Annotated in this window: 20 protein-coding genes; 11 read left to right on the top strand and 9 right to left on the bottom strand. The window is 57.9% G+C overall.

Translation table 11 applies throughout. The features are described 5' to 3' along the window. The first annotated feature begins 397 nt into the window (after positions 1–397). On the top strand, positions 398–715 hold the full coding sequence (locus tag B3Y70_RS01460) for a hypothetical protein (protein ID WP_273031214.1): 318 nt from the start codon (positions 398–400) through the stop codon (positions 713–715). Between the two features lie 67 nt (positions 716–782). On the opposite strand, the gene B3Y70_RS01455 is transcribed toward B3Y70_RS01460, so the two are convergent. Genes B3Y70_RS01455 through B3Y70_RS01440 form a run of 4 tightly spaced genes read right to left on the bottom strand, consistent with a single transcriptional unit; the run spans position 783 to position 5752 of the window. Continuing rightward, entirely contained in the window at positions 783–1193 is a 411-nt protein-coding gene (locus B3Y70_RS01455) for a hypothetical protein (protein WP_008169873.1), read from the bottom strand. After that, a complete protein-coding gene (locus B3Y70_RS01450; protein ID WP_008169875.1) occupies positions 1177–3030 on the bottom strand; it encodes a tyrosine-type recombinase/integrase in 1854 nt (617 codons plus the stop codon). Before B3Y70_RS01450 ends, B3Y70_RS01455 begins: the two co-directional genes overlap by 17 nt. Next, positions 3027–4673 (bottom strand): phage integrase SAM-like domain-containing protein, encoded by a 1647-nt coding sequence (locus B3Y70_RS01445; protein WP_008169877.1) that lies wholly within the window; start codon positions 4671–4673, stop codon positions 3027–3029. Before B3Y70_RS01445 ends, B3Y70_RS01450 begins: the two co-directional genes overlap by 4 nt. Beyond that, on the bottom strand, positions 4670–5752 hold the full coding sequence (locus B3Y70_RS01440; protein WP_286895866.1) for a tyrosine-type recombinase/integrase: 1083 nt from the start codon (positions 5750–5752) through the stop codon (positions 4670–4672). The genes B3Y70_RS01445 and B3Y70_RS01440 overlap by 4 nt, the downstream gene beginning before the upstream one ends. A 150-nt stretch (positions 5753–5902) precedes the next feature. Between B3Y70_RS01440 and B3Y70_RS01435 the strand changes: the two genes are divergently transcribed. From B3Y70_RS01435 to B3Y70_RS01410, 6 genes are all read left to right on the top strand, one after another. Beyond that, a complete protein-coding gene (locus tag B3Y70_RS01435; protein ID WP_011784034.1) occupies positions 5903–7021 on the top strand; it encodes a sensor histidine kinase in 1119 nt (372 codons plus the stop codon). Then, complete coding sequence (locus B3Y70_RS01430; RefSeq protein ID WP_011784033.1) at positions 7018–7776, top strand: LytR/AlgR family response regulator transcription factor; 759 nt, start codon at positions 7018–7020, stop codon at positions 7774–7776. The genes B3Y70_RS01435 and B3Y70_RS01430 overlap by 4 nt, the downstream gene beginning before the upstream one ends. Positions 7777–7861: 85 nt before the next feature. Further along, complete coding sequence (hemC, locus tag B3Y70_RS01425; protein ID WP_011784032.1) at positions 7862–8803, top strand: hydroxymethylbilane synthase; 942 nt, start codon at positions 7862–7864, stop codon at positions 8801–8803. Next, positions 8784–9596, top strand: a complete 813-nt coding sequence (locus B3Y70_RS01420; RefSeq protein WP_273031222.1) for a uroporphyrinogen-III synthase — start codon at positions 8784–8786, stop codon at positions 9594–9596. The genes hemC and B3Y70_RS01420 overlap by 20 nt, the downstream gene beginning before the upstream one ends. 10 nt (positions 9597–9606) lie before the next feature. Then, positions 9607–10722, top strand: a complete 1116-nt coding sequence (locus tag B3Y70_RS01415) for a uroporphyrinogen-III C-methyltransferase (RefSeq protein WP_206769614.1) — start codon at positions 9607–9609, stop codon at positions 10720–10722. Further along, a complete protein-coding gene (locus B3Y70_RS01410) occupies positions 10719–11960 on the top strand; it encodes a heme biosynthesis HemY N-terminal domain-containing protein (RefSeq protein WP_022992123.1) in 1242 nt (413 codons plus the stop codon). The genes B3Y70_RS01415 and B3Y70_RS01410 overlap by 4 nt, the downstream gene beginning before the upstream one ends. Before the next feature lie 79 nt (positions 11961–12039). Here B3Y70_RS01410 and B3Y70_RS01405 read toward each other — a convergent pair whose 3' ends face one another. The 3 genes from B3Y70_RS01405 to rho all read right to left on the bottom strand — a co-directional run bounded on the left by B3Y70_RS01405 (position 12040) and on the right by rho (position 15962). Then, positions 12040–13032 carry a 2Fe-2S iron-sulfur cluster-binding protein gene (locus B3Y70_RS01405; RefSeq protein WP_272999260.1) on the bottom strand — a complete coding sequence of 331 codons (993 nt, stop codon included), beginning with the start codon at positions 13030–13032 and terminating at the stop codon, positions 12040–12042. Between the two features lie 14 nt (positions 13033–13046). Beyond that, entirely contained in the window at positions 13047–14534 is a 1488-nt protein-coding gene (gene ubiD / locus B3Y70_RS01400) for a 4-hydroxy-3-polyprenylbenzoate decarboxylase (RefSeq protein WP_011784027.1), read from the bottom strand. A 165-nt stretch (positions 14535–14699) separates the two neighbouring features. Beyond that, a complete protein-coding gene (gene rho, locus B3Y70_RS01395) occupies positions 14700–15962 on the bottom strand; it encodes a transcription termination factor Rho (protein ID WP_023011768.1) in 1263 nt (420 codons plus the stop codon). Positions 15963–16317: 355 nt separating this feature from the next. On the opposite strand from rho, the gene moaB reads away from it, so the two are divergent. The 4 genes from moaB to B3Y70_RS01375 are packed head-to-tail and all read left to right on the top strand — an operon-like array spanning position 16318 to position 18828. Continuing rightward, entirely contained in the window at positions 16318–16890 is a 573-nt protein-coding gene (moaB, locus tag B3Y70_RS01390) for a molybdenum cofactor biosynthesis protein B (RefSeq protein ID WP_183580079.1), read from the top strand. A 12-nt stretch (positions 16891–16902) separates the two neighbouring features. Then, a complete protein-coding gene (gene glp, locus B3Y70_RS01385; protein ID WP_022992120.1) occupies positions 16903–18117 on the top strand; it encodes a gephyrin-like molybdotransferase Glp in 1215 nt (404 codons plus the stop codon). A 2-nt stretch (positions 18118–18119) separates the two neighbouring features. After that, positions 18120–18380: a molybdopterin converting factor subunit 1 gene (gene moaD, locus B3Y70_RS01380; protein WP_022992119.1), complete on the top strand. Its 261-nt coding sequence runs from the start codon at positions 18120–18122 to the stop codon at positions 18378–18380. 1 nt (position 18381) lies between these two features. Then, positions 18382–18828 (top strand): molybdenum cofactor biosynthesis protein MoaE, encoded by a 447-nt coding sequence (locus B3Y70_RS01375; RefSeq protein WP_273031232.1) that lies wholly within the window; start codon positions 18382–18384, stop codon positions 18826–18828. A gap of 171 nt (positions 18829–18999) precedes the next feature. Here the strand turns inward: B3Y70_RS01375 and mobA are convergent, their stop codons facing one another. Both mobA and trxA read right to left on the bottom strand, forming a co-directional pair. Beyond that, entirely contained in the window at positions 19000–19590 is a 591-nt protein-coding gene (gene mobA / locus B3Y70_RS01370; RefSeq protein WP_273031234.1) for a molybdenum cofactor guanylyltransferase MobA, read from the bottom strand. Between the two features lie 57 nt (positions 19591–19647). Beyond that, entirely contained in the window at positions 19648–19974 is a 327-nt protein-coding gene (gene trxA / locus B3Y70_RS01365) for a thioredoxin TrxA (protein ID WP_014420340.1), read from the bottom strand. Positions 19975–20197 lie beyond the last annotated feature (223 nt).

Here is a 20197-nt window from a genome sequence, read left to right as displayed (position 1 = left end):
CAAAATAAATGGCCATTGACAACTCTCACGTGATAGCGGGCTTAGCCGACCTAACGTGAAATGATCTTGTAATTTCGCGTTGTCCACAATCCCAACCCACCTAACTCCAAAGTTCGACTATTACGAAAGAAAACAGGCCACAACGAATCGGCTAACGCCTTGTTGCTGTTGATGGTTGTATTTGTGAGGCAAAGAAACAGACGGAGCGTCTGCCTACCGCCTCGAATCGCTTTGCGGAATATCGAAAGGACAAGAGGATATATGAGTTTTGCACGATTTTACAGTAAAGGCACGTACCCCCATTGATTCAAGTCACATTTCACAACAAACTGCGATCAGTGTCGCAAAATACAACTTTCAAAGCAGTTAAAGGATTTCGAGGCCTCAAGGAACATCTATGGCTAACCCCAAACCGCTCAAAGAAGCTTTTGATCTCTACCGCGAAATTCAGCATAAAGTGACTCACACAGCAAATCTCGACTGGATTCCAGACGAGCTTCGGCTAAAAGAATGCTACTCCAAAACAATGGCTTACAAGGGGAGTTCTATCCCGTTCCCACGGACGGTTTTAAAACGGCGGTGGACTTGCCCAGAAACGTATGGAAAGTCCCAGCCCCAAACGGAGGCCATTTTATTTAGGCTGATCGCTCAACCTGAATGTCTGCTTTTCTGTTCGAAAGGTCAGTCGGGGCACAGTAAAGAAGGTCAGCTTTAAAGCAGAGCGAATGTTCGCTTTTGTTTAGAAGCGGGAGAAAAAGGTTCTGGCCAAAATCTGCGTAGCGCTACTCACCCGATTTCCCCCTAAAAACTCTAACGTTTTTACTTTCCAAGATTGCCGAGAGCCGGCGATTTTCGAGTTCAAGAGTCGCGTTTTTCGAAGCAAGTTCGTTGCGCTGCTCGGTCAAATCTACGATTTTTTCCCGTAACTGACGATTCTTGAAACGCTCTTCCTTGAGTTTCTCGTGCTTCTCGTCACGCTGTCTCTGGATCGCCTTGTTGGAATTGCCCCGGATGCGTTCCAGCATGTCTGGGTAGTCTTTGTGGATCAAGGCACGACTGACTCCGGCCTCTTCGGCAACAGCGGCCACCGAGACTTTCCTGCCCTTCTCAACGACCTTAGGCTGGCCTTTTTCCAATCGAACAATGGCCAGCCGAATACGCTTGTGGGTCTCGGATTCAGATGACGTCGACATCGGTCAGTTGCTCCTTGAGACGGTTGATGTCCACGCCGAGATCGGTCAACACCCTCTCGCAGCGTTCCATGGTGCGCTCGACCGTCTTTGATCCCGAGTCATCCAGATCATCGATCTGTCGAAGCTCAATCTGTTGCAGGTAAAGTCCTTCCCAGAACGGCTTTTGGCTATCGTCAATACAACCGTGCTCGCAATCCTCGCATTGGCCGCCTGCACAGTCCACGCCGGTATCGTTGGTACACCAGGCGATGCCGGTGGACCGCAGGTACACCAGCTCGCTGATGGCCTCAATCATCTCTTTCCGATCTTTATAGGTACGGACTTCTTCCGAGCGGCTTCGCATTTGGCGGATATGGCCGGCCATGCCACCGGAAAGCCGAGTATCAGGCTCCAACCAATGACCGACAATCGCCTGACGTTTGCCGTCAAAAGCGGCGTAGATTTCGTCATAGAGCTCCAGATCCTGCGCCTCGTTCATTGCATACAGGATGGTCATATCCAGGCTCCAGTGCTTGAAGTGATCTCGCAGATACCGCAAGTCACCCAGCTTGTGATGCACCACGTAGTTAGCAAAAGTACGCCGGAATTGGTGTGAAGCAAGCTTCCAATCTATCCCGAGGTCCTTCGCAAACTTCCCGAGCCTTCGGTGCAGAGCGAGGCCACTCAGCAGAGAAATACTGTTTCTCTTTTGCGTTAACTTGGTCAGACCGATGCAACCTGAGCACTTTTCAAGACAAGTCACTTTGTTCAGGTCTCCCACTACTTTGGCTTCTTTCAGCGCCTGCTCAAGTTCAGCCTGCAAGGGCTCTACCAGCCGCTCCAGCACCTTTACCGCCTCAATCGCAATCTCCGGGCACAGCCATGATGTTTCGCCCGCATGAGTTTTGTCCGAACGTGAGCCGAGGAAGTAGAACCGCTCGCCATCTCGAACTTCGCTGTACCACTGATCCCTCCGGATGTTTCCGAGTTCATGGGCCCGGATACCGGTCGTCGCCAGAATGATCACGAAACAACCGTCACGCAGGTCGCGCAGTGTCGTACCCAGTGCACCTAGCCCCTGATCCCAACCTCGGGTTTTCAAAAACTCGACCCGCTCCTCCCATTGATCGTTATGGTTTTTAGAACAGGGTTGGAAGTCAGCTAGGGCATCCCGATGCTTCAACAAGTCGTCGGCTCGATTGAGCAGAAATTCGGCGTGCTGGAACAGTTGCCGAAGAATGTCATCAGGAATGATGTCAGTCTTGGCCTTGTTTGATCTCTTATGTCCGGACAGCGCGATAGCCGAGCTTTCGGGCCATGGATGCTCAAATCCGTGGGAGGTATCGCGCAGTAATTTCCAGCTTCGTTCCACAGTCGACAAGCGATTCCACTTCGTCATGCTGCTAATTTGTTTCCCCGGCTTATGCGGCGGGGTCAAACGCTGGACGTATTGAACGTAGCGGACCGCTACGAGAGGCGTGACCTGCGCCAGACCGGAGATCCCCTGGTCGTGCAACCAGTTCAGCCAGAGCACCAGATTCTGGAAAATAGTGAAGACCGAGGCATTGCTCAGCGCCTTTTCGCCCCAGATTGTTCGGCCCATGAGGATTTTGGCTTCGGATCTCAGTTGATCGCCTTTGATCCGGGTAAAATCCATCCTCCGCTCGCAATCCCTCCGGTTTCCAGTGCTCTTGGCTCTGGGCAACCACCACTCCGGGTCTTCATACCGGGAAAGCGCATATAACACCCCATCGGCCCGGTCCGTGGTGATGATACCGTGAAGTCCTTCACCCTGGGGCAAAGCCCGCAGCAAACGTTCACGGTCGGCCAGCACCTCTGCGCCGGTAATCTTGCTCATACCGCCATCCTCGCCATGCTCAGGTCTCGCCAGAACGGGTGCGGCTGGTGTTTCGCTCTCTCGCGCTGTTCATTCACGAGCGCTTGACCAAAGTGAGGCGCAATCTCTTCATCGATCAGTCGAATCACTTGCTTGAGGTACTTGGTCCAGCGTTTGCCGCCGAAGGTGTCGTAATTGCGCAGGGCGGCCCAGTAGAAGCTGAACAGGCGATAGAGGTCATCGCCGGTCACCACGAAGCTCTTACATCGGAAGCAGCCGAGGTAGTCCTGACAGGGCTCGCCGTTTTTCGGGGCGCGCTGCCCGCGACGGACATCCTTGCACGACGAAACGGGTGTTCGGTCACTGGCGATAATATTCGGCTGGCTAAGAAGCTCCTGAACACGCGCCTCGCCTAAAAACCGCATGTCGGTTTCCGCTTCCGGTGGTGCTTCCCAGTAGTGGGCATTGCCCGTTGAGACGGCATGTCGGCCTGTTCTGGCCGCCACCAAGGGGTCCTGCCCCGACATTTCCCACACACGATTCAAGAGCGTCTGGCGCAGCCGGCTGACATTCAATGTGAGCGGTTTACCATCGTCCGTTTTAAGCTGGTGCTGGTCAACAAATGCGTTGATGCTGTAATTCAATATGGAGTTCGTCAGTCGGCATGCTTTGCCCACGAACTTGCTACGAGTTCCCTCGTAGACCAGCAGCCGATTTGAGTCATCGAACTGGGCGCGTGTCGTAGCGTTCCTCGCAACGATCAGATCAATGGCATCAGCGGCATAGAGATGGATACTGGCCATCTCTGACACTTCCTCAGACTTTCTCAGTGCGACAACTTGCGTGGCGTTACCACGACGTTTAAAGCTCACTAACAGCCGCAGGTTGGATTTGAGCGGGTGAGGCTGTACGCAGTCTGTGGTCAGCTCCAGGATGGGCGTCAGGTTCATTCCGGTCGACAGCGCAATGGACAAGACGCATACGGCCAAGTCATAGCGACCCAGTGGCTCCGAGTGAGCCACAATACGCTCCATGTCTTTTCGCAGCGCTTTGATCAAAAACCGCTTTTCATTCTTGCTAAGCGCCCTCTGGCCCTTAGTTCGCCTGTTAGAACTCGGAAACGGACTGGCAGGCCAGACCGTTTTCATATCCACTTCTGGCCAGAACCCGAACCGATGGCATGCCACAAGCAGAGATTTGGTATGAGAGAAGTAGTTTTTCTGCGCGCCGTATTTGAGGGGCTCGTTTCTCAAGTACTGGAGGAATTGTTTGATGCTGTCGGCGTCGAGATCGGCCATGGTAAGGCGCTCACCACTAGCGGCGTGGAGTAACGACAGGAAGGGCGCAAAGTTACGAAAGCCATCTTTCCAGTAACTCGCAATCGTGCTCGGGCTGAGAGACTTTCCATTGGTTTTGACGCTTTCTGCGACCAGCCTTTCGATTGTGCGTTGGCAGGCAGCGGTGATGTTGTCATAGCCCTGGCCGTAAAATGGCCCGAAGTCCGCATTTCTGGCGCTTGTTGCGTTTTCGGGAAACGCAACGACGGTGTTCGCCGGTTTTGAAACACGCGCCTGATCAACGGTGGTGATTGTCCCCTCGATTGCAGTCTCGCCACACTCCTGAACACCAACCTCATGCCTCTCTAGCGTGAAATCCTTTTTCATGCGCAGGCCGCCTCCTTCGCCGTTTCTTCAATTTCTCTCTGATAGCTTGTGCGCAAATCGTCTTCGATGTCGTCGAGGAAATGCAGGTATTTTTCCGTAGTCGTGATGCTGCTGTGGCCGAGGCGATCTCGGACATAGATCAACGGATTGAACGTGGTGCTCTTCCGTGACATCAGTGATTTCAACGTGTGCGTCGCGTATGTATGACGAAGGATGTGGGGATGGCAGGCGAACGACAGCTTCAATCGGTTCAGTTGATTGTTGAGCGAGGTTCGAATGCTCCAGGGGTTGCCCTTGGCGGTTACAAAGAGGGCTTTTGGGTCTGTCCCGTGTTTGCGGATCGTTTCGTGACGCTCGTGGATCACGTAATCCCAGAGATCCGTCATCAATGATATCGGCACATGGATCGTCCGTGGTTTGTCTCCCTTGGTGCTCATCTCTTGGGGATCAAGCTCAACCACCACATGACTTCGAGCCGAGATCGACCGGGGTGCAGATATGTAGTGAACTGGAATTGTCAGCAGCTCTTCTTTACGCAAACCCGTTAGCAACGCCAACCGAACGATCAATCGGAGAGTTTTGTTCTTGATGGTTTTCAGCAGTACATCAGGCTTTACGGCATACCCCCCGGACGTGTCTGTGTGTGCCAGGAAACCCTTTGTCTGTCTGACTCTCACCGTTTCAAGGTCATACGGCAACGTGCTTACCCAACCTTGTTTGAGGGCAAACTGATAAAACTTGATCACCAGGTGAAGTCGTCGGTTTACCGTGGAGGCGCTAAGGTTAAATCGATCAAAAGAAACGTCGCGATACAGGGCTAACAGGGTTTCGTGATTTCGGTGATCAAGCTCTCTCCAATCAAACCCATTGGCTTCAATGAACTCGAAATAATCACACAGATCCCTTCCAAACGTTTCCCAACTACGTCGGCTTTGCACACTTCCACGTTTTAAGCAGTGATGAACGAGAAATTCCATTCCTTCGACAAACACATCATGATTGGATTTGAGAAGAATCGGGAACCCTTCATAGGAGTGGCCCCTGATTCCAAACTCTGGTGTAGCAAGAAGGAACTCCACCCTCGGATCTCCAATACTGTATTTTTGTTCAGTATAAAGGGGTGGTTTAAGACTGCAACAGGAGAGTTACATTATTTGTGGTACAAAACATGGTCTATCTTTCCTGCTGACAGCCCGGCATCATCATGCCGGCAATGGATAAGTTAAAAGTTGCGGCAGTATAGCATTCCGGCCCCGGTTAAGGAGACTCCCCTGAAACCCGACAAAGGCATGAACCACAAGGACACCGACAGCTTCTACGTGCCCGATCTGTGTCGTGTGCGGGCCGTGTTCATGCTGTTGATTACCAGCGAACTGCTGGTTCTGGTGCTGGCCATCGTGCAGGCACAGAACAGCTGGATCGACTGGAACTACTTCGGTCTGCTGTCCCTGTTCGTGCAATGGACCACCCTCACCAGCGCCGCACTGATCTGTCTGTTGCGCCCCCGCCTGGCCCGCATGAGCAACAGCCGCGCCACGATGACCATCGCCGCCATTGTCTTGCTGGACGTACTGGCGTTCAGCCTGTTTGCCGACAGCGTATTGCACCCGCAGCCGGGCGTGGCGCTCTGGCAGGGCATTGCCAAGAAGCTGTTACTGGCACTGCTGATTGTCCTGATGGTGCTGCGTTATTTTTACCTTCAGCACCAGTGGCAGCAACAGCGTGAGGCGGAAATGCAGGCCCGGCTGACCTCCTTGCAGGCCCGGATCCAGCCACACTTTCTGTTTAACAGCATGAACACCATTGCCAGCCTGATTGCCACCAATCCGGAGCAGGCGGAAGAAGCAGTGCTGGATCTGTCGGAACTGTTCCGGGCCAGCCTGCGCACCGACGACCAGCTCATTCCCCTGAACCGTGAGCTGGAACTGTGCCAGCGCTACCTGGCGATTGAGTCTCTGAGACTGGGGGAACGCCTGCAACTGGAGTGGGATATTCAACCCGGGCTCGGGCAACAGGTAATACCACCCCTGACACTGCAGCCGCTGGTGGAAAATGCCATCTATCACGGCATTCAGCCGCGGCCGGAAGGCGGTGTCGTCCGGGTCGAAGTATCGGCCAAGGATCACTTTGTCTACCTTCTGGTGCAGAATCCCGCGCCGGAATCTACGGAACGCCAGCATCAGGGCAACCGGGTCGCCCTGAGTAACACCCAGGCCAGACTACAGGCACTGTTTGGCGAACCGGCCGTGCTCAAACACAGTCGCCAGGGCAATACCTACACCGTCACCCTTCGCCTGCCCCGGCGCAGCATCAACACCAGCAACCGTCAGTCACGAAACAGGCCATGAATACCGAAGACAGCAAACGCGTACTGATTGCCGATGACGAACCCCTCGCCCGCCAGCGCATTCAGCGCCTGCTGGAAGCCCTGCCGGATTACCGGGTTTGTGGCGAAGCGGTGGATGGCAACGACACCTTGCGCAAAGTGGCCGAACTGGAACCGGATATCCTGCTGCTGGACATCCGTATGCCCGGCATGGATGGCATGGAGGCAGCCGACCAGCTCAGCAAGCTCCACAATCCGCCCGCAGTGATTTTTTGTACCGCCTATGACCACTATGCCATCCAGGCGTTCGAGGTTCGCGCCGTCGCCTATCTGCTCAAACCGGTCCGGCGTGAGGCGCTGGCCGATGCTCTGGCCCGGGCCGGCAAGCTGAACCGGGTACAGAGGCAAGCCCTGGCGCAAAGTACCGATGCCGGTAACGACCAACTGGCGGTGCGCACGCACCGAGGCACCGAACTGATCGACCTGTCAGATCTGTACTACTGTGAGGCCGACCAGAAGTACGTGACTCTGCACCACCGCCACGGCGAGACGGTGTGCGACTACACCCTGAAAGAACTGGAGCAGGCTTACCCGGATCACCTTCTGCGCGTCCACCGACACACACTGGTTGGCGTGCGCTTTATCCAGGGGCTGCGGCGGTCGTCCGATGGACAGAATCAGCTGGCACTGAAAGGCAATGCCACCCTGCTGCCGGTCAGCCGCCGCCATGCCAGTACGGTCCGCCAATGGTTACACGAACACCAACCCTCCCCCTGAGGGGGTAGGCGGGGGTTCACCGCGGGACTTTTTTTCTGCCACAAGGTAACCTTGGGGCACATTTTCCCGAACGACAGTGAGTGACATGTCCAAACGTACCCTTCGCATTGCAACCCGCAGCAGCGCACTGGCGCTGTGGCAGGCGGAATTCATCAAGGCCGAGCTGGAAAGGCTGCATGACAACGTTGACGTTGAACTGATCAAGATCAAGACCCAGGGCGACAAGATCCTGGACGTCCCCCTGGCCAAGATCGGCGGCAAGGGCCTGTTCGTGAAGGAGCTCGAAGAAGCCATGCTGGACGGCCGTGCCGATCTGGCCGTGCATTCCATGAAAGACGTGCCCATGGAATTCCCCGAGGGCCTGGGGCTGGTCGCCATTTGCGAGCGTGAAGACCCCACCGATGCCTTCGTCAGCAATCAGTATGAACACATCGACCAGCTGCCTGAGGGCGCGGTAGTAGGCACCGCCAGCCTGCGTCGGGAAGCCCAACTGCGGGCCAACCGCCCGGATCTTCAGATCAAGGTACTGCGTGGCAACGTGAATACCCGGTTGGCGAAACTCGATGCCGGTGAATACGACGCCATTGTACTGGCCAGCTCCGGCCTGAAGCGTCTCGGCTTCCACGACCGTATCCGTTACTGTCTGCCAGACACGTTTTCCCTGCCAGCCGTTGGCCAGGGTGCTTTGGGCATCGAATGCCGGGTCGGTGACACGGAACTTCTGGAGCTGATTGACCCGCTCAATCACACCGACACCTGGGACCGCGTCAGCGCTGAGCGGGCGCTGAACCGTCGCCTTGAAGGCGGTTGCCAGGTGCCCATTGCCGCCTATGCCCTGCTGGAAGACGATAACACCCTGTGGCTGCGGGGCCTGGTTGGCGCAGTCGATGGTACCCAGATTTTCCGGGTGGAAGGCCGTGCCCCGCGCGCCGAAGGTGAACGCCTGGGCCGTGAACTGGCAGAACAGCTGCTGTCCATGGGGGCCGACAAGGTGCTGGCTGAAATCTATGGCCACACCCCACGCTGAGTTTCAGCAACCGTCTGAACTCCAGGGCCGGCGTGTATTGATCTGCCGGCCCGAGCCCGAAGCCAGCCGCCTCGCCGAGGCCTTTCGTAAGGCCGGTGCCGATGCCCGGGTGATGCCGATGATGGCGCGCGAGCCTTTACCGGAAACCCCGGAGCAGCGCGGCATCCTGCAGCAGCTGGACAACTTTTCCCACATCATCGCGGTCAGCCCCTATGCCGCCCGCCGGCTGATGGAGGAAATCGACCACTGGTGGCCTCAACTTCCCGCCGGCCTGCAATGGTACGGAGTGGGCGCCGGCACCGCCGCGGTCTTTCGCGAACATGGCCTGAAACCGAGAATGCCCGCCGAAGGCTGGACCAGCGAAGCGTTGCTGGCGCTGCCATCACTGCAGCGCGTTGACGGAGAGAAAGTTCTGCTGGCTCGGGGCGAGCATGGCCGGGAACTGATTCGTGAGAGCCTGGCGCAACGGGGCGCACGGATTACCACCCTGCCCCTGTACCGGCGCGTGCTGCCGTACTATTCTGCAAAACAGGTGAAGGCTCTGGTTGCCGACTTCCACCCCGAGGTGGTGATTGCGCTTTCCGGCGAAACCCTGAACAATCTGGTGAAGCTGGGCCACAGATACCAATTGGCTCTGACGCCCGACATAATCGTAGTACCTGCGGAGCGTGTAGCGGAACAGGCGCGCGCGCTGGGCTTCCGCAAGCCACTGGTGCCCGGTAGCCTGAACGATGACGACCTGGTCATCAGTGTTGCTTCCTGCCTGTCGCAGGAGGCCGGTGACAACGGATAACCAAGTAAGGATGCCCGTGACTGAAACAACAAAACAACTCCCCGCTCCCGTACAACCCGCCAGGCCAGAACGCCCACGCTTGTGGCCAGTGTGGATTGTGGCGGTTCTCGCGCTGATTCTGGCGATTGCCCTTGGGCTCTGGAACTGGCAACAGTGGCAGAAGCACCAGGCCACCCTGCAGGTGGTTCAGGACCTCCGGCAGGATACCAACCAGCTGGAAAGCCTTTACGGCAACCGCGGCAGCGAACAGAGCGAGCGGCTTCAGGCACTGGAAAACCGCGTGGCGGAACAGCGGGAGCTGATTGCCACCCAGCAACGCCAGATCGATCACACCGCCCGCGAATTGCTGGAAGCCGGCAACCGCACCCGCACCGACTGGCTGCTGGCGGAAGCCGAATATCTGCTGCGTATTGCCAACCAGCGCCTGCTGATTGAAAAAGACATCCGCGGTTCACTGTCCGCCTTGGAATCGGCCGACGAGGTGTTGCGGGAATCCGACGATATCGGGGTTTATCCGGTACGCCAGCAACTGGCACGGGAAATCCAGTCCTTGAGAGGCATTCAGGGTGTCGACCGCACCGGGCTATACCTGAGACTGGAGGCTGCCATCGCCAGCGTCAACGATCTCACCGACCAGGCCCTGATCAGTGATCAGGCGCCGGGATTCGACATGGTCGAAGACCAGAATGCGCCGTCTGACGGCAGCAACATGTTCACCAGAGGCTGGAACCGGTTCCTGGGCACCCTCAAGGAAGTCGTTGTGATCCGCCGGATGGACGAACCGGTAAAACCCCTGTTGTCTCCGGACCAGAGCGCCTGGGCCCGTCTCAACCTGCAACTGATGCTGGAAGAAGCTGAAATGGCGGTCTTGCGGGGCAATCAGCCACTGTATGAACGCGCTCTGAACAAGGCCATCACCACCATCAACGACTGGTATGACGGCACCAACCCGGCCATTCGCGGGCTCAACGAGACCCTGAACGAACTGGCCGAGCGCAACGTAGACCCCGAACTGCCGGATATCAGCCAGTCCCTGAGCCTGCTGAAGGAGCGGTTGGCGGGGCGCCTGGCCACAGGCGACAACGATGCCGACAGCAAGGCGGCCAACGGGGGCGATGAGTCATGATCCGCGTATTGCTGATCCTGCTGCTTGCCCTTCTGGTGGGCACCGGGCTTTCCCTGGGGTTGACCTACGACCTGGGCTATATCCGCATCAGCCTGGGCAACTACCTGATTGAAACCAATTTCTGGGTCGGGTTGGGGCTGATTCTGGTGATCATCCTGCTGACCGTCACCCTCATCAACACGGTGCGCCGCTTCCGCCAGGGCACCGGTGTGATGGCGGGTTGGATTGCCCGCGGTAATGAGCGCCGGGCCCGGCGCCGGACCACACGAGGCCTCCTGGCTCTGGCCGAAGGCAACTGGCCCCGCGCCCGTAAGCTACTGTCCAGCTCTGCCAGCCATGCCGACACCCCCCTGATCAACTATCTCGCGGCGGCCCAGGCCGCGTTCGAGTCCGGCGACCATGAAGCGGTCGATGAACTGCTGCGCAAGGCCTTTGAAAGCACACCTGGCTCCAGCATGGCGGTGGGGTTGACCCAGGCCCAGCTGCAACTGGCCGGCAACCGGCCCGAGCAGGCTTTGGCGACCCTGCTGCGCCTACGCAAGGAATCTCCACATCACCCGTTTGTCCTCAAGCTGCTGAAGAACGCCTATCTGCGTCTGGAGGACTGGCGCGAGCTGTCCCGTCTTATTCCGGAACTGCGCAAGCGCAGTGTGGTGCCAGAGAGCGAACTGAACGAACTGGAACGTCAGGTCTGGCAAAACCTGCTGGAACAGGCCGCCGAGGAATGCCAACGCAGCCGCAAGGAAAACCCCGAAGCCAGCCTGGAACCGCTGACTCGCCTGTGGGACGAACTGCCGGGCTTTGTGCGCCGGGATGAGTACACCATCCGCGACTACGCCCGACTGCTGGCGGGACTGGGTGATGAGGCCCAGGCAGAAACGCTGCTGAGAAAGGTACTGCGTAACCACTGGAGCGACGAGCTGATCAACCTGTATGGCCGGATTCAGGGTCAGGATCCGGAGGAACAGCTATTGATTGCCGAACAGTGGCTGAAACATCGCACCAACAACCCCGAGCTGTTGCTGGCACTGGGCCGGCTCAGCCTGCGTAATGAGCTGTGGGGAAAAGCACGGGAGTACTTTGAAACCAGTCTGAAATTACGCCGTAATCGTGAAACCCTCGCGGAGCTGAGCCGGCTGAATGCCCATATGGGCGAGGAAGAAGCCAGCATCAAGCTTCTGATGCAGGGGCTGGAAACCGACCATGGCCTGCCCGACCTGCCCATGCCCCGGGCCTGAGACTTCGCAGTCTTTGATTCAGACAATCAACAAGGGCCGGCAAATTGCCGGCCCTTGTTGATAGCGCCCACTGAAACTGTCAGCTGCGGGGAGCATACTCCAGAACATCCGAGAAAAAGGCCTGCTCCGGAAGGCCAGCCTCCACCAGCGCATCCATCAGGGTATACACCATGGTGGGCGAGCCACTGGCATGAACTTCCACGTCCTGCCAATCGAACCCTGAAGCCAGCACAGCCCTGACCAGTTGGTCGTGGTGACCGCCCCAGTCATTGTCTTCATCGTCTCCCACCACCGGCAAAAAGCTGAACGGCGCCCACTCCTCCTGCCACTGCTGCGCGAGAGAACGCAGGTACATGTCCTCGTGCTTGCGCACGCCCCAGAACAGTTTGACTGGCTTCTGGTAACGGGTTTCCCGCAGGTAATCCACCAGGCTTTTCATCTGGGCAAAACCGGTACCTGCCGCCACCAGCAGCAGGGGTTTGTCCGGCATACTGGCCAGGCAGGCCTTGCCATGGGGCAGTTCCACCGTCACATCCTGGCCGGAAGTCAGCGCATCGATGACTTTCTGGGCCGAGATCCAGTCGGGCGACGCCTGGATGTGCAGTTCGATCTGCTCTGCTGAGGGGCTGCTGGCAATCGAGAAATAGCAGGGGTCAGCTCCGGGCAGAATCACCGACAGATACTGCCCGGCATGGAAAGCCACATCCCTCCGCCGGGGAAGCTGCAAGGCCACCCGGTACACATCGTGACTGATGGAACGTACGTCGATTACCTTCGCCTGGTACTGGCGGGGCTGGTAATTTCCTGATGCCATAACGGCGGGTATCTCCAGTTCAAGGTCGGCGAGCGACCGTGTCCGACACATCATCAGTGGCTCGCCAACCGCGATAGAATGTTGATTTCGGGTATTCAGCGCCCGACCTTTCAGCAACCGGGCCTCACAGATTTCGCACACGCCGTTTCGGCAGGCTGCCGGCACCCGTATTCCGGCTGCGGTCGCTGCAGACAACAGGTCTTCAGCCTGATCCGCACCATAACCAAGCCCCGATGGCTGCAGGCGTATCCGAAACACTCTCTGCCCCCTTGTCAGTCGGGGCGGGCACCGGGAATTTCAATCCCCAGGCTGTCCCAGATGTCATCCACCCGCTGTTTAACCTCATCGGTCATGGCGATGGCAGTGCCCCACTCCCGGTCGGTCTCTCCGGGCCACTTGTTGGTGGCGTCCATCCCCATCTTCGAGCCGAGCCCAGACACCGGCGAGGCAAAGTCCAGATAGTCAATCGGGGTGTTTTCCACCAGGGTGGTGTCCCGGGCCGGATCCATCCGCGTAGTAATGGCCCAGATCACGTCTTCCCAGTTACGGGCATTGACGTCGTCATCGGTGACAATCACAAACTTGGTGTACATGAATTGCCGCAGAAATGACCATACCCCCATCATCACCCGTTTGGCATGGCCGGGATACTGCTTCTTCATGGTGACGACGGCAAGCCGGTAGGAACAGCCTTCCGGCGGCAGATAGAAATCGACAATTTCCGGAAACTGCTTCTGCAGGATTGGAATGAACACCTCGTTCAGCGCCACTCCGAGAATCGCCGGCTCGTCCGGTGGCCGGCCAGTATAGGTGCTGTGATAGATCGGATCCCGGCGGTGGGTAATGCGTTCCACGGTAAACACCGGGAACTGATCCACTTCGTTGTAATACCCGGTGTGATCACCAAACGGCCCTTCCGGCGCCATATCGTCCGGGTAGATAAAGCCTTCCAGTACAATCTCGGCACTGGCCGGTACCTGAAGATCGCTCAGGCCCGCATTCACCAGTTCCGTTCGACTCCCTCGCAGCAATCCTGCAAAAGCATATTCAGACAGCGTATCCGGCACCGGGGTAACGGCACCCAGAATGGTGGCCGGATCAGCACCCAGTGCGACCGCAACCGGATAGGGCTTGTCCGGGTTGGCCTTACGGAACTCCTGGTAATCCAGGGCGCCCCCCCGATGGCTGAGCCAGCGCATAATCAGACGGTTACGACCAATCACCTGCTGCCGGTAGATACCCAGGTTCTGACGTTCCTTGTTGGGGCCACGGGTAATCACCAGCGGCCAGGTCACCAGAGGACCGGCGTCACCCGGCCAGCAGTGCTGGACCGGTATCTGGTACAGATCCACCTTGTCTTTTTCAATCACTACATCCTGGCAGGGTGCCGAGCGCAACACCTTGGGGCTCATGCGCATGACCTGCCGGAATAATGGCAGTTTTTCAATGGCGTCCTTGAAGCCCTTGGGGGGATCCGGCTCTTTCAGAAACGCCAGCAGCTTGCCAATCTCCCGCAACGCTGCCACATCGTCCTGCCCCATGCCCAGTGCCACCCGTTTCGGTGTTCCGAACAGGTTGGCCAACACCGGCATATCGTAGCCTTTCGGATTCTCGAACAACAACGCCGGACCACCGGCACGCAGGGTGCGGTCGCAGATTTCGGTCATTTCCAGGTGGGGGTCAACTTCGGCAGTAATGCGCTTGAGCTCACCCAGCTTTTCCAGCTGGCTGACAAAGTCCCGAAGGTCGTTGTATTTCATGGTGTGCTCCGTTTCTGGTCTACGGTACTACGGAGTTTTTTCTGGTCTGGATTCAGACCTGAGTTCAGGTATTGGCCTGAGCAGCTTGAATGCTGGGGAGGGAATCCGCCCCGACCAGCCGGACATTCCATAAGAATGCCCGCCGGTCGGAAATCGGAGTCAGTATCACCGACGCTTCATGGACTGGAAGAACTCGTCGTTGGTCTTGGTGTCCCTGAGTTTATCCAGCAGGAACTCGATGGCGGCGGTATCGTCGTCCATGGAGTGCAGTAGTTTGCGCAGAATCCACACACGCTGGATGTCGGCTTCGGACATCAACAGGTCTTCGCGGCGAGTGCCGGAGCTGCGGATGTTGATGGCCGGGTATGTCCGTTTTTCGGCAATCTTGCGATCCAGATGGATCTCCATGTTGCCGGTGCCCTTGAACTCCTCGTAGATCACCTCGTCCATCTTGGAACCGGTATTCACCAGCGCGGTCGCAAGAATGGTCAGGCTGCCACCTTCTTCCACATTACGGGCAGCACCGAAGAAACGCTTGGGCTTTTCCAGGGCGTGGGCATCAACACCACCGGTCAACACCTTACCGGAGGAAGGAATGACCGTATTGTAGGCACGGGCCAGACGGGTTATGGAGTCCAGCAGAATAACCACATCTTTCTTGTGCTCGACCAGGCGCTTGGCCTTTTCGATCACCATCTCGGCCACCTGCACGTGACGGGCCGGCGGCTCGTCAAAAGTGGAGGCGATGACTTCGCCGCGCACAGTGCGCTGCATCTCGGTCACTTCCTCTGGCCGCTCGTCAATCAGCAGAACCATTACATGGCACTCTGGATTGTTACGGGTGATGGACTGGGCAATGCTCTGCATCAGCAGCGTCTTACCGGCCTTGGGCGGGGATACGATCAGGCCTCGCTGCCCCTTACCAATGGGCGCCACCAGGTCCAGAACCCGTGAGGAGAGATCCTCAGTGCTGCCGTTACCAGCTTCAAGCGTCAGACGCTCATCCGGGAACAGCGGCGTCAGGTTCTCGAACAGAATCTTGTTGCGGGCGTTATCCGGCTTGTCAAAGTTGATCTCGTTGACTTTCAGCAGGGCAAAGTAACGCTCACCGTCTTTCGGGGGCCGGATCTTGCCCGAGATGGTGTCACCGGTGCGCAGGTTGAACCGGCGGATCTGGCTGGGGGAAACGTAAATATCGTCCGGCCCGGCCAGGTATGAGGCATCGGCGGAGCGGAGGAAGCCGAAACCATCCTGCAGAATCTCCAGTACACCGTCACCGTATATGTCTTCGCCGCTTTTGGCGTGTTTTTTCAGGATGGTGAAGATCACATCCTGTTTGCGCGAACGAGCCAGGTTGTCGAGGCCCATTTCTTGCGCGATATCGAGCAATTCGGGCACGGATTTCTGCTTGAGTTCAGTAAGATTCATAGTTTGTTGGATTTTCAGGAATGGAAGTAAACGACTGTTGGAATGACAGGGGCGCCCCTGAACGTGTTGATCGAATCAAAAATGAAACAAAGGTGCTGGCAGATGGAGCAACCGGTGTAGATGGAAGCCGGATATTAAATGCCGAAGCCAGAGAGTGGGAACAACTGTTCGCCGGGCAACGGCATCATCGGCCACCTTTAGCGCGAATGTCAAGCCCCTGAACAAAATTAAGCCGGTTTTTGGCATGGGGTTCACTCGTTCTGGGGCTCCCTCTGATGGGTTACTCCCTTCCCAACCACGCAGCAGATCAGGATACTGAGCCTATGATTGATGACAGACTTCCGGAGCCTACCCCATGAGCAGTGATCGCACCAGCGAACTGAAGCCCCTGAACATCGCCCTTCTGACCGTCTCGGACACCCGAGGCCCGGATGAAGACACGTCTGGCCAGTTTCTTGAGGACAGTGTTGTCGAGGCCGGTCACCGGCTGGTCGCCCGCCGCATCCTGCCGGATGACATCTACCTGGTCCGGGCCCTGATGTCACAATGGATTGCTGATCCGGAGATTCACGCCGCCATTATTACCGGCGGCACCGGCTTCCACGAACGTGACAGTACGCCGGAGGCGGTAGCGCCCCTGCTGGATAAAACCATCGACGGATTTGGTGAGGAGTTCCGGCGACTGTCCGCGTCTGAAATCGGCACCTCCACCATCCAGTCCCGGGCCTTTGGCGGCCTGGCCAACCATACGGTTATTTTCTGCCTGCCCGGCTCAACCGGGGCTTGCCGAACCGGCTGGAACGGCATTCTGGCAACCCAACTGGACAGTCGCCATGGCCCCTGTAACTTCTCTGCTCTGGCCCTGCGCAAGCCGGACCGCCCCTACCAGCGGGTTCAGGAAGTGATTGGCAAGCGTGCCGAGCGATAAACAGGAGGACACATGGTGGCTAACGATCTGACATCGGTTGACGATGCACTGCAACATATTCTTGACCGGGCGCCGGCCATCACCCGGACCGAAGCCGTTGCCTTAACGGACAGCCTCGGCCGGGTTCTGGCGGAGAACCAGTATGTTCCCGCGGATGTGCCGCCAGCGGATAACAGCGCCGTGGACGGCTATGCGGTATGTCTGGCCGATGTCGCCGCCGGCAAACCGATGTCCGTATCCGCCAGAATCCCGGCCGGCGTTGCCCCCGGAACACTGGCACCCGGCACAGCGGCACGGATTTTTACCGGCTCCGAGATTCCCGAAGGGGCCGATGCGGTCGTGATGCAGGAACGGGTGGAACGCACCGACGACATGATTCTGATCCAGGCCGAGGTTTCAGAGGGCCAGAACATTCGCAGGCAGGGCCAGGATCTTGCCCGGGGCGATCTGGCGCTGGCGAAGGGCAAGCGCATTCGCCCCCAGGAAATGGGCCTGCTGGCCTCCATGGGAATCAGCCAGGTTCCGGTCATGGGCCGGCTAAGAGTCGCGGTATTGACCACCGGTGATGAACTGGTGGAGCCGGGCCAGCCACTTGATTCTGGCCAGATATACAACACCAACCGATTTACCCTCATGGGCCTGTTGGCCGAGGCTGGCTGCGAGCTGGTTCTGTGCGAAACCCTTGAAGATACCCGGGAAGCTACCCGCAGCACGCTCGAGTCTGCTGCTGCCAAGGCCGACCTGATCATCACCAGCGGCGGCGTATCGGTCGGTGAGGAGGACCACGTTCGCGCGGTACTGGAGAAATCCGGCAAGCTGTCACTTTGGCGCATGGCAATCAAGCCCGGCAAACCACTGGCGTTTGGCGAAGTGGCAGGCATACCGGTACTCGGTTTGCCGGGCAATCCGGCAGCGGTCCTGGTCACTTTTCTGGTGGTGGCGATGCCTTACATTCGCAAACGCCAGGGCCGGCAGGACCTCCTTCCCGTGGGCGAATCTCTGCCCGCTGGGTTTGACGTAACCTCCACATCTGTCCGCCGCGAGTTTGTACGGGCCCGGAAGCAGGGTTCAGCAGCGGGTCTGGAGGTTGTCGCCTACCCCAACCAGAGCTCCGGCGTCCTGAGTTCCGCCTGCTGGGGCGACGGCCTGGCTGTGGTGCCGGAACACACGGCCATCCGCGCCGGCGATTTGATTACATACTATCCGTTCACCGAATTACTGAGTTAACGATGACAGAACCAACACTGACCGTGCGTTTTTTCGCCCGACTAAGAGAAGAGCTGGGTACCGAAAGCCTGACCCTGCCGGCATCAGAGCACCAGACGGTCGCGGACCTGCTTACCCACCTGGCCAGCCGGGGCGGTGCCTGGGCCCAGCTGACCGGTGGCCAACCGGTGATGGTGGCCATCAATCAGTCCATGGCAAAGCCGTCCAGCCCGGTACAGCCAGGGGATGAGGTAGCCTTTTTCCCACCGGTCACCGGAGGTTGAGATGATTTCAATCCAGACCGACGATTTCGATGCGGGTGCAGAATATGAGGCGCTTCGCGGGACCGGACCGGGCACCGGGGCCATTGTGACCTTCTCGGGTCTGGTGAGGGATTCCGGGGATCTGTCCGGGGTGACGGGGCTGTTTCTCGAGCATTATCCGGGGATGACCGAGCAGGTGATTCAGGGGCTGATTGATGAGGCGGGCCGGCGCTGGGATGTGCAGCGGGCCCGGGTGATTCACCGGGTCGGACGCTTGGCACTGGCTGACCAGATTGTGTTTGTAGGGGTTTGCAGTGCCCACCGGGGCGATGCGTTTGCGGCCTGTGAGTTCATTATGGACGCCTTGAAGACGTCGGCGCCGTTCTGGAAGAAGGAGATTACCCGCGAGGGTGAGCATTGGGTGGAGCAGAAAGAGTCTGATGTTGCCCGGAGTCGGAACTGGGAGTGAGGCGCTTATTGGAGTTTGCCGCCCGGCCACTGGTCTGGTGGGGCCTCCGAAAACCGCTGTGAATACGTCCCTGTACGCTTGCTCTCCGCCATCCATGGCTCCGAGCATTTTCGGAGGCCCCACCAGACCAGCGCCCTACGTATGCAGTCAGTTGATCCTGCAGCGATCGGATTAGCGTTCCAAATCCCTAAAATTGTTGCGATTCTTGAACACTTCGTCAGCTTCCGGACAATCTACCGCCACCGCCCCCACCGATTCGGCAAATCCCATCACCCGGCGGTTGTCCAACGCCAGCCAGCGGTCCAGCTCCACCATTACATTTACCGGATACACACCGTGCAACGGGTGCAGGCGGCCGTTATGTTCGGCAATAGCCGGGCGGTCGGGTTGGGTTTGCCAGGCGGTGACCAGGGCGCTGAGGGTTGCCGGGGTGATTCCCGGGGTGTCACAGGGGCAAACCAGCACGGCTTCGGCGCCCTGGACTTCCGCGGCTTTCAGGCCCGTGAGCAGGCCCGCCAGAGGGCCCTGGTCGCGTAGTTCAGGAGGATCCTCAAGGATACGGCCGGGAGCCAGGCGTTCGTAGTCCGGCAGCGAGCGGTTGGCGCTGACGAAGACGGCCGGGGTGATGGTCCTAAGGGCCTGCAGCACCCATTCGGCCATGGCTTTGCCTTGCCAGGGTACGAGGCCTTTGTCCTGGCCGCCCATGCGGGTGCCTTTGCCGCCTGCCAGGAGCAGGCCGATGATTCTGTCGGGTCGGGTCATGGCATAAAAAAACCGCCCGTGAAGCGTTGTTCAGGGGCGGTTTCCTTCAACAGCGGATCAGAGGTTGCTGTCGAGGAAGGCAGCCAGCTGCGATTTGGACAGCGCGCCTACTTTGGTGGCATCCACGTTGCCGTTCTTGAACAGCATCAGGGTCGGGATACCACGGATGTTGAACTTGGGCGGGGTCTGTTCGTTTTCGTCGATGTTGAGTTTGCAGACCTTAAGCTTGCCTTCGTATTCGTCAGCGATTTCTTCCAGAACCGGAGCAATCATTTTGCACGGGCCACACCACTCGGCCCAGTAGTCTACCAGTACCGGAACGTCGGACTTCAGTACATCCTGCTCGAAGGAAGCGTCGGTGACATTAACGATATTTCCGCTCATTACCTTTTCCTGATTCAGGCGCTCCGGGGCTTGGATTCCGGCCCTTCGGGAGTCGCTGTTGACTGTAGTGGACGGTGTTCTCTTTACGGACCGGCCGCCCACCCGGATTAAGACAGACTATTACTTTACGCGATTGCCGGCCCTGATGTGAAGCCGGTTGTATCTACCCTCGGGTTGATCCGTGTCAGTAATGTCCGCAGCGAGTTACTGACACGGCCGGGAA

Source organism: Marinobacter sp. UBA5687 (assembly GCF_002420325.1).
Lineage (GTDB): Bacteria > Pseudomonadota > Gammaproteobacteria > Pseudomonadales > Oleiphilaceae > Marinobacter > Marinobacter nauticus.
This window is presented reverse-complemented; position numbering and strand designations above follow the sequence as displayed.